Below are 10,992 nucleotides of genomic sequence, written 5' to 3' on the forward strand. Positions count from 1 at the left end.
CGGCGGCCCATTGAAACGAATTAGCTCGAAGTTTCCGTCCGCTCCGGCAGCCGGCTATCGGACTTCCTTGCGATCCACGCAATAGCGCCGGCCATCTCGGCGATGGGGTGCAAAAGCGCCTGTTCGTCGGGCTTTCGCCCCCTGCGCAGCCAGGCCTGAGCCGCTTTGGGAGCCAGGTACCAGCCATAGATCAGCCAGGACAGGCCGCGTATCGCCCGCGTCGCCTTGTTGCCCATCTCGAGCATCGCCCGGAAGCCCGACCACTTCGTCTCGGGCCAGATCTGGATCGCCTTGAACCCCGCAAGGCTCAGCGTCATGAAAACCCCATAAGGTGTCATGTGATAATAGCTTGCGTCGTGCCAGGGTTCGAGAAACGAAGCCGAGCCAAGGCAGACGCCGCCGGGCTTCAGAACCCGGGCCGCCTCCTTCGCAGCAAGCTGGGGAAAGGCCAGATGCTCCCATACGGCGGACGCATAAACCGCGTCGAAGCTCCCGTCGCGGAAGGGCAGCACATGAGCATCGCAGAGAATATCCGGGCCGCCATGGCTGCGCAGCCAGTCGTGCACGCGGTCGACAGCCACGTCGACGCCGATATAGTGGATGCCGCGCTCGCCCATCCATTTTCGCATCTGGCCGCCGCCGCAGCCGATTTCCAGCACCGTACTTCCCGCCGGCAGCTCGTTCAGGCACGCCTCATGCGCCCGGTCGAGGTGATAGATGCCGCCCTTGGGCTGGCCGTGCGCCGGGGGAAAGCGCAGGATCTCCACGTCAGGGATGGTTGCTGGATTGAACGCCTGTGCGGGCCATTCAAAACGGACGGTGCCGCCGCCGCGTGGCATCAGGTTCGGCCGCTCGTCCTCCCGTACGAATTCCCGTCCGCATGCATCGCATCTTCTGGGTGCGGCAAGATCGGCGCGGCAATCGGGGCAGCTCAGCAGACCGTCGCATGCCGATATCATGCCCTGCGCCCTTCCGGACATCCCATTCGATTGCACCCGGAAGCCGTTCGTCGAACCTTCGCCGGGTTCTCGGTCTACCGGTTGGTCGAGCTGCTCCCGCGGCTGGACGATATTGGGCCCCCTTGCCTGGGCACGAAGGATCGGCCGAGCGTGATGAACAAAGGATTTGAGCGTGGGTAGCACAGTGTCTCTTCCAATGCAGCCCCGATATCCGACCCAAGGCCGAGTGATCTACCGGTTGATCGAAAGGTATTGTCAGGCCTTCTACATCGTCAACGCCCCATATTGATTGCTGGTTCTTCCCCGGTTCCTCCGAAAGAACTACTGGCAACGGGCTTTCCCAGTGAGAGCGATGGCCAGTATAGCGGCTTTTCCTCCCTTTGGAGTTGGCATGGCTCGCCGGTATGGGCGGAACAGTAACGCTTTGCAGCAGTTACGTTAGATGTGGCAGGCGTCGTCCGCCAAGTCGTACGGCTGCCGGAATATTAGAAAGCCCTGCACAAGCTCGAATTGCGACAGTCTCGCGAGAGAATCGTTGCCCTTTTGCCATATGGGGTGCCGCGGGACTGCTGAGGCAAGGCAGCCGCGGATACTTGATGAGAATGCTTATGCTTCAGCGATACGCCAAGCAATCGGCAGTTCTTCTTGGTCCTGATGACCTTGATCTGCTGCAGAAATTTCTGGAAGCCTGGTGCGAGGAAAACGCCGTCGACCTGACCGATGAATCGGCAGCCGATGTCGCTTCCGCTCTGATCGACTGGTATCAATTCGACCTGACGGAGCGAAACCTTCTGAAGTCGGAACCGGCGGATCTGCCGTCAAAGCCCTCGAGGATCCAGCAGCTTCTGCGAAGACTGGACGACGTCTGAGCGCGGAACCGCGCTGTGGGGACTGACATCATCGCCCTCGAGAGCGGGGATATTAGTGCCGGCGCTGGTAGTAGAGATACGACGTGAACCTTCACCATCCGGGTCAGCGGAAAATGGTCTCCCTCCGGCGACACGCTCTCCTTTGTCATCCTCGGGCTTGACCCGGCGATGACCTCGAGGATCCAAAAACAAGCATTTTTGGTCGTGAAGTCGATTTATTCCGAATCGCGCGAAGGCCTAATCATCTGATTTCATTCGTTTGTGCCTTGGGTTATCCCCGGGTTAAACCCGAGAACGAGGATGACGAACAAAAAAGTCGTCCCCCTTCATCCCCACCCCTTCGCCTCGTGCCTACAATTTCCCCGTCCCGCATCGGATACACCAGGAGGCGTCCTGGCGAGGCGGGGCCGGCGCTGGTGGTGGAGGGACGACGTAAACCTCCATCATCGGGGTCCGCGGAAAATGGTCTCCCTCCGGCGACACGGGGGAAGCGGGATGGTTTCGGACCGGCCACCTGCTTCTGATGCCCGAAAGAGCGCGCCGGGCGTGCCTGTGCGGCACACATGGTGGCCCAAAGGATGGTTTCGCCGGGCTTGTGTTCAAGTCCGTCCGCTTACAGCGGAAAGTCCGGCGGCGGCGCCTGTTCACCCTTGCCGGTTGGTCCTCGGGTTAAACCCGAGGATCCGGACGGGTATCAGGAACCAGACGAACACCATCCGGAAAGGCCACGGCAGAGGGACCGGAGTCGCGGATAAAAACCGCCGAACGGGGCGCTGAGAGGTGTCACCTATAAACTAACTTACGAGGCAGCTCCCAGCGCCCCGTCCGACAAAAAAAACCGAGAACACCAAGGAGGGAGTCCGTCTTGTCCTTACCCGGCCAGCATCTTCTCCTCGGGCTGAACGCGCGAACCAGCCGCAATGTCCACCGCCGCAAAGGCCGCAGTGATGACCTCGACGCCTGCCCCGGGTCGAGTTGCTTCTGCCGACAGGATCTGGCGAAAACGGCGGGCACCCGCAAATCCCTGGAACAACCCGACCATGTGCCGCGTGACATGGTGCAGCCGCCCTCCGGCAGTGATCACGCCTTCCGCATAGGCCATCATACTGTCGCGCAAGGCCAGCCAATCCGGGTCGGCCGCATCAGTTCCTGCCACCAAAGCATCCACCCCGGCAAGCAGCCCCGCATTCTGGTAGGCGGCGCGGCCGAGCATCACACCATCCATCACCTCAAGGTGACCTGCGGCCTGATCGAGATCGGCGATGCCGCCGTTGATGCCGATGAAGACGCCGGGATTTTCCTGCTTCATCCGATGGACGAGACCGTAGTCGAGCGGCGGAATTTCCCGGTTTTCCTTGGGGCTCAGCCCCTGCAGCCAGGCTTTTCGGGCATGGATCCAGATCGCGTCGGCCCCGGCGCCGATCATCCGCGCGAGGAAATCCGGCAGCACGTCCGCCGGCTCCTGGTCGTCGATGCCGATCCGGCATTTCACCGTTACCGGCACCTTCGAGACTCGCTTCATCGCCGAAACGAGGTCCGCTACATGCCCCGGGTCGCGCATCAGGCAGGCGCCGAAGGTGCCCGATTGCACCCGGTCCGACGGACAGCCAACATTGAGGTTGATTTCGTCATAACCGTAGTCCGTCGCAATCCGGACCGCTTCGGACAATTTGGCCGCGTCCGATCCGCCAAGCTGCAGCGCGACCGGATGTTCCTCCGGCGAATAGGAAAGCAGCCTCTGGCGCGGACCGTGGATGATCGCGTCCGCCACCACCATTTCGGTATAAAGCAGCGCCTGCCTAGACAATTGCCGGTGCAGGAAACGGCAATGCCGGTCCGTCCAGTCGATCATAGGGGCAACGGCGAAGACGGGAGCCTTGAAATAGTTGTCTTTTGTTTTTCTTTCAGGCCCTTGCAACGCTTTCTTCTCCGTCTTGTTCAAGCTCATCTTGCGCTAAACCCGCCGGCTTCGGAGCGGATTTGGCCCAATGGACCCACTAGAACCAAATGAGGATGCGCTCATGGACCCATCACCGCGCGCAAGCCAAGGACGGCAGCGCCGGCTACAGCGGGTCATGCGCGACGGCGTCACTTATCATGAGACGAAGACTTTTGATAGGCAGCCGGCAACCACCGCATAGATGAGGAAGCGCGGTCGCCAACTTGCCAAATCTGGCGCGACAGAGCCAGGCCAGAAGTTGCAGGTCCGCCCATCAGGCGCCAGCTTGTTGAAAATCAGCGGATCACGATGCGGCCGCACCGCGATCGCGTCGACGCATATGATCGACAAGCGCCCGCAGCTTCGGCGCCAGGTTGCGGCGGCTCGGATAATAGAGATAGAAGCCGGCAAAGCGCGGGCAGTATTGCTCAAGCAGCGGAACCAGTTCGCCCCGCTCCATCCACGGGCGGAAGCTTTCCTCCATGCCGAAGGTGATGCCCGCGCCGGCCACTGCGAGCTTGATCATCAACGCCATGTCGTTGGTGGTGATCTCGGGCATCACCGCGACGCTGAACTCCTTGCCGTTTTCCGCGAATTCCCAGCGATAGGGCGCCGCTTTCGGCGCCGGCCGCCAACCGATGCAGCGATGCGCGACAAGCTCGCTCGGATGCGACGGCGCACCGAAACGCTGAAGATATGCCGGCGCGCAGACGGCGAGCTGCCGCTCGTCACCGGCAATCGGCACGGCGATCATGTCCTGTTCGATGACCTCGCCGAGCCTTACGCCGGCATCATACCCTTCGGCAACGATATCGAATTCCTCGTCAGTCACCGTGATGTCGAGCTGAACTTCCGGATAGGCCGCGGCAAAGCTCGCCAGGAGCGGCCCCGAAAGAAAGTCCTCCGCAATCGAGGAGACGGCAAGCCTTAGCTGCCCGCGGGGACGGGCGCGCAAATCACCCACAGCGTCCATCGCCACACGCAGTTCCGCAATCGCCGGAGCCACGTCGCCGAGCAGCCGTTCGCCCGCCTCGGTCAGGCTGACGCTCCGAGTAGTGCGCTGTACCAGTGCTATACCCAGCGTCTCTTCCAGCCGTCTGATCGTCTGGCTGACGGCTGAGCGGGTCACATCCAGCCGGTCCGCCGCGGCGCGAAAACTCTTCTCCTCGGCCACCAGCGCGAAAACGGCCAGCGCATTGAGATCTATAGACATTGGTTAGATTTTCTTTCCATGTTGAAAAGGAATAGGCAGCTTATGGAAACAATGGAGCAGATCTATCTTGCTGGCAACCGCTACAGGGCGGTCGACCTGATCAGTAGAAGGAAACGAGATATGGCCCTCCACAAAGTCGTCCTCATAACCGGCGCCTCCAGCGGTATCGGTGCGGGCATTGCCCGGGAGCTTGGCTCCGCCGGAGCCACGCTCATGCTCGGCGCACGCCGCACCGATCGCCTGGAAGCGCTGGCGGAAGAAATCCGGGCGGGCGGCGCCGATGTGATGACCCGCCGTCTTGACGTCACCGACCGCTCCGATGTCGCGGCCTTCGCCGAGGCAGCGCGCAATGCCTTCGGCCGGGTCGACGTTATCGTCAACAATGCCGGCATCATGCCGCTGTCGCCTATGGCCTCCATGAAGGTCGACGAGTGGGACCGGATGGTGGATGTCAACATAAAGGGCGTGCTCCATGGCATCGCCGCGGTGCTGCCGGACATGGTTGCGCGAGGCTCGGGCCACATCATCAACATAGCCTCGATCGGAGCGCTGACCGTGTCCCCCACGGCTGCGGTCTACTGTGCCACTAAATTCGCCGTCAGGGCCATCTCCGACGGCCTGAGACAGGAGCATGACGATATCCGCGTCACTTGCATCCATCCGGGCGTCGTCGAGAGCGAGCTTGCCGGCACCATCACCGATCCGTCCGCCGCGGAACTGATGAGAACCTATCGCGCCGTCGCGCTGCAGCCGGACGCGATCGGCCGCGCTGTGCGCTTCGCCATCGAGCAACCAGCCGACGTCGATGTGAACGAGATCGTCGTCCGGCCGACGAAGACAAAATGAGGAGGTCGCAATGAAGCAGTTATCGATGCTTGCCGCCACAGTGGCCCTGACCGCCCTTGTTCCGCTGGAGAAAGGTTCCGCCCAAATGCAAACTGAAAAGAGCGCCCCTCAACCGGCGCAAAACCACCCTTATGTGGGAATGTGGGTAACGGCCGACGGCCGGGTCCGTCATCACCTGCTTGCGAACGGACGCTATGACGAGGCCCGCGGAAACCGCGAGAGTGCCTATCAGGGCCGGTACGAGGTCAGAGGCAACCACATCGACTACTGGGACGATACCGGCTTCACCGCCGATGGAGAATTCATCGACGGGGTGCTGCATCACGGCGGCATGATCCTATACCGCCGGGACTAAGTGCCCGACAGGGAGCCCCCCACAGAAGCGGCAGATGGCAGGACGGCCGCTCGGCCGTCCGCTCAAGGTTCTTGCTTCCGCAACCCGGCTACAACATCCAGAAAGGCTCGCAGCGCCGGCGGCACGGCCCGATGTCCCGGGTAATAGACTGCAACTCTTTCCGGAGCGGGCATCCACGCAGCGAGGGCTCTGCGCAGCCGGCCATCGGACAGAGCCGCTTCGGCCGCCCAATCCGCGACATAGGCAATGCCCAGGCCCTCTATCGCCGCTTCCACCATCAGCTCCTCGTCGTCGAGGATGATGGAGCCGTTCGTGTCGATGACAATCTCCTGGGCTGCGCGCTCGAACTCCCATCGATAGAATTTGCCGCTGGGCATGCGGTGGCCGATCAAACGATGGCGCTCAAGTTCCTCCGGGGTTTCCGGCTCGCCGAGCTGATCGAGATAAGCGGGCGAGGCCACACAGATGAATGTCAAGGGACGCGCGAACGGCAAAGCTATCATGTCCTTGGGAACCGATTCCAGGAGGCGCACGCCGGCATCAAAGCCACTGGACACGATGTCGATCAGCCGTCCCTCGACGACAATGTCCAGCGTCACGTCAGGATAGAGCCTCGTCATTTTCGGAAGGACCCTGCGGACGAGGAGACCGGCCAATAATCGCGGGGTATTGATGCGAACCGTTCCTGCCACCTGTCCCCTGAACCCGGAGATACTGTCGAGCGCCTCATCCAGCGAAGCGAGCGCCGGCTGAAGCCGGTCGAGCAAGCGGAAACCGGCTTCCGTCGGCGAGACGCTGCGCGTGGTGCGGTTGAGGAGACGCACGCCCATGCGCTCCTCCAGCCCCCGTATGGCATGGCTCAAGGTGGAAGGCGCCGCCCCTATCTCATCAGCCGCACGGCGGAAGCTACGGTGCGTGGCGACGGCCATGAAGGCAGCGAGATCGTTGAGCGACGGGCGAGACATTGATGGGTTTTTTGCATCAGCTCATGCCGATTTCAAGGGCTAATGATCGCAATTCGGCCGTCCTATTTCCTGTTGGCAGTCAACCAGGAGATATGAAATGGAAAAGACCTGGCTCATAACAGGTGTGTCGTCCGGCTTGGGCCGGCTGCTGGTGGAGAAGGCGCTGTTCAGAGGAGACCGCGTTGTCGGCGCCAGCCGCAGCGAGGGTACGCTGGCCGACCTGCAGTCACGCTACCCTCAACGGCTCAGCATCGTCGCGATGGATCTCAAGGACCAGCGCTCGGTCCGTGCCGGGGTCGACCGCGCCTTCGCGGCGTCACCCCGCATCGACATCGTTGTCAGCAATGCAGGATATGGCCTACTCGGCGCGGCCGAAGAAGCTAGCGACGCGCAGGTACGGGATATCATAGCCACCAATCTCATCGGCGCGATCACGCTCATGCAGGCGACATTGCCGCATCTGCGCAACCAAGGCGGCGGCCGCATCCTGCAAGTGTCCAGCGAGGGAGGCCAAATCGCCTACCCCGCCTTCAGCCTCTATCACGCGACCAAGTGGGGTATCGAAGGTTTTGTCGAGTCCGTAGCGCAGGAGACGGCTCCCTTCGGCATCGAGTTCAGCCTCATAGAACCCGGCCCGGCGCGCACCGCGTTCGGCGGCAATCTTGCGCAGGCCGAGCCGCTCGCGGTTTATGAGGGGACCCCTGCCGACGGAATTCGCCAAGCCGCCCGAGGCTCCTGGGTTATCAAGGGCGACCCCGACCGCATGACGGACGCGATGATCAGACTTGCCGATCAGGAGGGTCCGCTTCCGAAGCGGCTGGTGCTCGGTGCCGATGCCTATGCAGGGATCCGCAAGGCACTGCTTTGCCGCATCGAGGAGCTCGACAGACAGAAGGACGTCGCGATCGCCGCCGACTTTACCGAGGAGGAATTGGCGCGGCTTTGATCCACCTCCCCACCCGACCGGCCAGGCGGATGCCCTCTCAACGCCGCCCCTCTTCCCTACAGACGCCGTGGCGCCCGCAACCGCGGGCTGTCCCGCCATCAACACAAAGGAACACCAAATGCACCCACGTGAAGCCATCTTCCCCGCCAAGCGCCATGCCTTGTACGATCTCCATCGATATTCAGCAGCCATTCGCTCCGGCGATCTTCTTTTCGTTTCCGGTCAGGTCGGCAGCCGTGAAGACGGCTCCCCGGAGCCGCTCTTCGAGGATCAGGTTCGGCGGGCCTTCGCCAATCTGCGCGCGGTCCTGGCCGCTGCCGGCTGCAGTCTGGAGGATATCGTCGACGTCACCACCTTTCACACCGACCCGGCCGGACAGGTCGAGACAGTGATGGCCATCCACGCGGAAGAGATCGGCGCACCGCCCTATCCGAACTGGACGGCGGTGGGCGTCAACTGGCTCGCAGGCTTCGACTTTGAGATCAAGGTCATCGCCCGCATTCCTTGAGGATCGGCAACGGATTGGCAGATTGGCGCTGACGCCCTTCACGACACGGACTCACTCGGCCGAGCTGGCGGCGTAGCTCTGATGAAATCTATGAAGGCGCGCAGGGGCGCTGGCACCAGCCGGCGCCCGGGATAGTAAAGGAAGGGCCCGGGAAAGCTCAGCCACCATGGCTCCAGCACTGGCTCCAGCGCTCCGCTTTCGAAGTACGGACGCAGCCAGTCCTCGAAGATGGAGACAATGCCGGTCCCGGCAATCGCCGCTGCGATCCCAAGATCCGAGCCGCCGCCCGCCTGCACCACGAGAGAGGTGGGCGGGTCGATCGTGACGGCCTCACCGTCCCGCTCGAACTCCCAGGGACTGATTGGCCGGCCGACGAAGCGGCCGCGGATACAGCTGTGGGAAAGCAGGTCGCGCGGATGCTGCGGTCGGCCGCGCACATCCAGGTAGGCTGGCGAGGCGCCGCTCGCATAGCGCTGGATGCGAGGCCCGATCGGCACGGCAATCATGTCCTGCTGCAGCCGTTCGTCGTAGCGGATGCCGGCATCGCAACCCGCGGCGATCACATCCACGAAGCTCTCGTCAGTCATGATCTCAAGCCTGATGTCGGGATAGGCCGCAAGGAAGGGCGAGACGATGGGCGGCAGGACCAGCCTTGCGGCGCTGACCGGCACGTTCAGCCGCAGCACGCCCGCCGGGCGGTCGCGGAAACCGCGGGCGAAATCGAGCGCGGCATTGATCTCGCCGAATGCCGGTCCGAGCCGCTCCATCAGCCCGCGACCGGCTTCCGTCGGCACCACGCTGCGTGTGGTGCGGTTGAGAAGCCTGACGCCGAGTTCCGCCTCGAGGCGCCGCACGGCGTCGCTCAGCGCGGACGCGCTGATATCACTCGCCCGAGCCGCCTCTCGGAAGCCGCCGGCCCGGGCCACCTTCATGAAGGCGCCGACGTCGGCCATGTCCGGCCTGTCCCGTTCCATATTCCCTCCTTCAATTGTCCGGCATCTCGTACAGCCTGTGCAGAGCATAGCTGATTGTCCGGTCAGGGGAACGTGTTTACCTCAGCTACGTCATCAAGAACGGAGACAGGCGCATGTCCAGTGTGGCAAAATCAGGAACTTTTGTGCTCGGCAACCGAGCGGTAAACCGGCTCGGCTATGGAGCGATGCAGCTCGCCGGCAAGGGCGTTTTCGGCCCACCCAACGACCGCGCCGAAGCGGTCGCCGTACTGCGCGAAGCCGTCGAAAGCGGCGTCAACCATATCGACACCAGCGACTTCTACGGCCCGCACGTTACCAACGAGATCATTCATGAAGCGCTCCATCCCTACCGGGACGACCTGGTCATCGTCACCAAGGTGGGTGCCAGGCGCGGCTCAGATGCTTCATGGATCCCGGCCTTCACCAAGGAAGAACTGACGCAGGCCGTGCATGACAACCTGCGCAATCTTGCACTCGATGCGATCGAAGTTGTGAACCTGCGCGCCATGTTCAGCGTGCACGGCCCGGCCGAGGGTTCGATCGAGGAGCCGCTGACCGTGCTGGCCGATCTCAAACGTCAGGGGCTGATCCAGCATATCGGTCTTTCGAACGTGACCGCGAGCCAAATCGCGGAAGGACGCAGGATCACGGAGATCGTCTGCGTTCAGAACATGTACAATCTCGCCAACCGCGGCGACGATGCCCTGATCGACAGGCTTGCCGCGGAGGGCACCGCCTATGTGCCCTTCTTCCCCCTCGGCGGCTTTTCGCCGCTGCAATCCTCGACGCTGTCGGATGTGGCGGCCCGGCTCGGCGCGACGCCGATGCAGGTGGCGCTCGCCTGGCTGCTGAAACGGGCACCAAACATCCTGTTGATCCCCGGCACCTCCTCGCGTGTCCATCTGAGGCAGAACATCGCCGCCGCCGAAGTGGATATCCCGGAAGACGCAATGGCCGAACTCGACGGAATGTTGCCGGCCTGAGGTGAACAGGCGAAAGGACCATGGCCGGGGCGGGCGACCGTGACGCGGCGGTGGGACGGCCATCTCTGTTTCCGCAAGAGCCGGCGCGGAACGTCCGCACCGGCTCTCGATGGGCTTCGCCTTAACTGTCTTCCCTGACGCGATAGGCTTCCGGCAGGACGAAAATCTCATCAGCGCGGCCATAACCGCCGTCCTTCACTTCCTCAATCAGCACCATCGTGTGCGGCCGTGCCGCTTCGGAGAAGTATTCAACGATCATATCCATCACGCGGTGCACGATCTCTTCCTTCTGGGCTCGGCTGAGCGCGGCTTCAGGCGTCTTGATATTGACGAAGGGCATGGGATTCTCCAATGAAAGAACACAAGGGCAAGAACGCTTATTTTCGCGGCTTTTCCTTGGGTTCGGTTATGTTTTGACCGGCGTTTGGGCCCGAT

General features: G+C 62.4%; 12 protein-coding genes. 6 read left to right on the forward strand and 6 right to left on the reverse strand.

All coding sequences use genetic code 11. The features are described from left to right. Positions 1-20: 20 nt before the first annotated feature. Complete coding sequence (locus EDE05_RS22350) at positions 21-959, reverse strand: class I SAM-dependent methyltransferase (RefSeq protein ID WP_157949102.1); 939 nt, start codon at positions 957-959, stop codon at positions 21-23. Positions 960-1,555: 596 nt separating this feature from the next. Here EDE05_RS22350 and EDE05_RS22355 point away from each other — a divergent pair. Then, on the forward strand, positions 1,556-1,828 hold the full coding sequence (locus tag EDE05_RS22355) for a hypothetical protein (RefSeq protein ID WP_205839372.1): 273 nt from the start codon (positions 1,556-1,558) through the stop codon (positions 1,826-1,828). Positions 1,829-2,699: 871 nt separating this feature from the next. Here EDE05_RS22355 and dusA read toward each other — a convergent pair. Both dusA and EDE05_RS22365 read right to left on the reverse strand, forming a co-directional pair. Further along, positions 2,700-3,776 carry a tRNA dihydrouridine(20/20a) synthase DusA gene (gene dusA / locus EDE05_RS22360; protein WP_112803363.1) on the reverse strand — a complete coding sequence of 359 codons (1,077 nt, stop codon included), beginning with the start codon at positions 3,774-3,776 and terminating at the stop codon, positions 2,700-2,702. A 295-nt stretch (positions 3,777-4,071) separates the two neighbouring features. Beyond that, positions 4,072-4,980 (reverse strand): LysR family transcriptional regulator, encoded by a 909-nt coding sequence (locus EDE05_RS22365; protein WP_112803365.1) that lies wholly within the window; start codon positions 4,978-4,980, stop codon positions 4,072-4,074. Between the two features lie 120 nt (positions 4,981-5,100). On the opposite strand from EDE05_RS22365, the gene EDE05_RS22370 reads away from it, so the two are divergent. Both EDE05_RS22370 and EDE05_RS22375 read left to right on the forward strand, forming a co-directional pair. Continuing rightward, a complete protein-coding gene (locus EDE05_RS22370) occupies positions 5,101-5,826 on the forward strand; it encodes an SDR family oxidoreductase (protein WP_105374320.1) in 726 nt (241 codons plus the stop codon). A gap of 10 nt (positions 5,827-5,836) precedes the next feature. Then, on the forward strand, positions 5,837-6,181 hold the full coding sequence (locus tag EDE05_RS22375; protein WP_132413186.1) for an Atu4866 domain-containing protein: 345 nt from the start codon (positions 5,837-5,839) through the stop codon (positions 6,179-6,181). Positions 6,182-6,243: 62 nt separating this feature from the next. On the opposite strand, the gene EDE05_RS22380 is transcribed toward EDE05_RS22375, so the two are convergent. Beyond that, positions 6,244-7,146: a LysR family transcriptional regulator gene (locus tag EDE05_RS22380; protein ID WP_105374309.1), complete on the reverse strand. Its 903-nt coding sequence runs from the start codon at positions 7,144-7,146 to the stop codon at positions 6,244-6,246. A gap of 97 nt (positions 7,147-7,243) precedes the next feature. Between EDE05_RS22380 and EDE05_RS22385 the strand changes: the two genes are divergently transcribed. Both EDE05_RS22385 and EDE05_RS22390 read left to right on the forward strand, forming a co-directional pair. After that, positions 7,244-8,092: an SDR family oxidoreductase gene (locus tag EDE05_RS22385; RefSeq protein ID WP_105374310.1), complete on the forward strand. Its 849-nt coding sequence runs from the start codon at positions 7,244-7,246 to the stop codon at positions 8,090-8,092. A gap of 118 nt (positions 8,093-8,210) precedes the next feature. After that, positions 8,211-8,600 carry a RidA family protein gene (locus tag EDE05_RS22390; protein ID WP_132413188.1) on the forward strand — a complete coding sequence of 130 codons (390 nt, stop codon included), beginning with the start codon at positions 8,211-8,213 and terminating at the stop codon, positions 8,598-8,600. A 38-nt stretch (positions 8,601-8,638) separates the two neighbouring features. Here the strand turns inward: EDE05_RS22390 and EDE05_RS22395 are convergent, their stop codons facing one another. Then, a complete protein-coding gene (locus EDE05_RS22395; RefSeq protein ID WP_112803369.1) occupies positions 8,639-9,574 on the reverse strand; it encodes a LysR family transcriptional regulator in 936 nt (311 codons plus the stop codon). A 113-nt stretch (positions 9,575-9,687) separates the two neighbouring features. Between EDE05_RS22395 and EDE05_RS22400 the strand changes: the two genes are divergently transcribed. Continuing rightward, positions 9,688-10,557, forward strand: coding sequence for an aldo/keto reductase family oxidoreductase (locus EDE05_RS22400; protein WP_105374313.1), 870 nt, complete (start codon positions 9,688-9,690; stop codon positions 10,555-10,557). Between the two features lie 121 nt (positions 10,558-10,678). Here the strand turns inward: EDE05_RS22400 and EDE05_RS22405 are convergent, their stop codons facing one another. Next, positions 10,679-10,897: a 4-oxalocrotonate tautomerase family protein gene (locus tag EDE05_RS22405; RefSeq protein WP_134102955.1), complete on the reverse strand. Its 219-nt coding sequence runs from the start codon at positions 10,895-10,897 to the stop codon at positions 10,679-10,681. Positions 10,898-10,992 lie beyond the last annotated feature (95 nt).

Origin of the sequence: Neorhizobium sp. R1-B (genome assembly GCF_004368875.1) — a bacterium.
Taxonomy (GTDB): Bacteria; Pseudomonadota; Alphaproteobacteria; order Rhizobiales; family Rhizobiaceae; genus Neorhizobium; species Neorhizobium huautlense.

Excerpts from the sequence above, each read along its gene's own strand:
- EDE05_RS22350 (WP_157949102.1), bottom strand. The coding sequence starts at position 959 with ATGATATCGGCATGCGACGGTCTGCTGAGCTGCCCCGATTGCCGCGCC.
- EDE05_RS22355 (WP_205839372.1), top strand. The coding sequence starts at position 1,556 with ATGAGAATGCTTATGCTTCAGCGATACGCCAAGCAATCGGCAGTTCTT.
- dusA (WP_112803363.1), bottom strand. The coding sequence starts at position 3,776 with ATGAGCTTGAACAAGACGGAGAAGAAAGCGTTGCAAGGGCCTGAAAGA.
- EDE05_RS22365 (WP_112803365.1), bottom strand. The coding sequence starts at position 4,980 with ATGTCTATAGATCTCAATGCGCTGGCCGTTTTCGCGCTGGTGGCCGAG.
- EDE05_RS22370 (WP_105374320.1), top strand. The coding sequence starts at position 5,101 with ATGGCCCTCCACAAAGTCGTCCTCATAACCGGCGCCTCCAGCGGTATC.
- EDE05_RS22375 (WP_132413186.1), top strand. The coding sequence starts at position 5,837 with ATGAAGCAGTTATCGATGCTTGCCGCCACAGTGGCCCTGACCGCCCTT.
- EDE05_RS22380 (WP_105374309.1), bottom strand. The coding sequence starts at position 7,146 with ATGTCTCGCCCGTCGCTCAACGATCTCGCTGCCTTCATGGCCGTCGCC.
- EDE05_RS22385 (WP_105374310.1), top strand. The coding sequence starts at position 7,244 with ATGGAAAAGACCTGGCTCATAACAGGTGTGTCGTCCGGCTTGGGCCGG.
- EDE05_RS22390 (WP_132413188.1), top strand. The coding sequence starts at position 8,211 with ATGCACCCACGTGAAGCCATCTTCCCCGCCAAGCGCCATGCCTTGTAC.
- EDE05_RS22395 (WP_112803369.1), bottom strand. The coding sequence starts at position 9,574 with ATGGAACGGGACAGGCCGGACATGGCCGACGTCGGCGCCTTCATGAAG.
- EDE05_RS22400 (WP_105374313.1), top strand. The coding sequence starts at position 9,688 with ATGTCCAGTGTGGCAAAATCAGGAACTTTTGTGCTCGGCAACCGAGCG.
- EDE05_RS22405 (WP_134102955.1), bottom strand. The coding sequence starts at position 10,897 with ATGCCCTTCGTCAATATCAAGACGCCTGAAGCCGCGCTCAGCCGAGCC.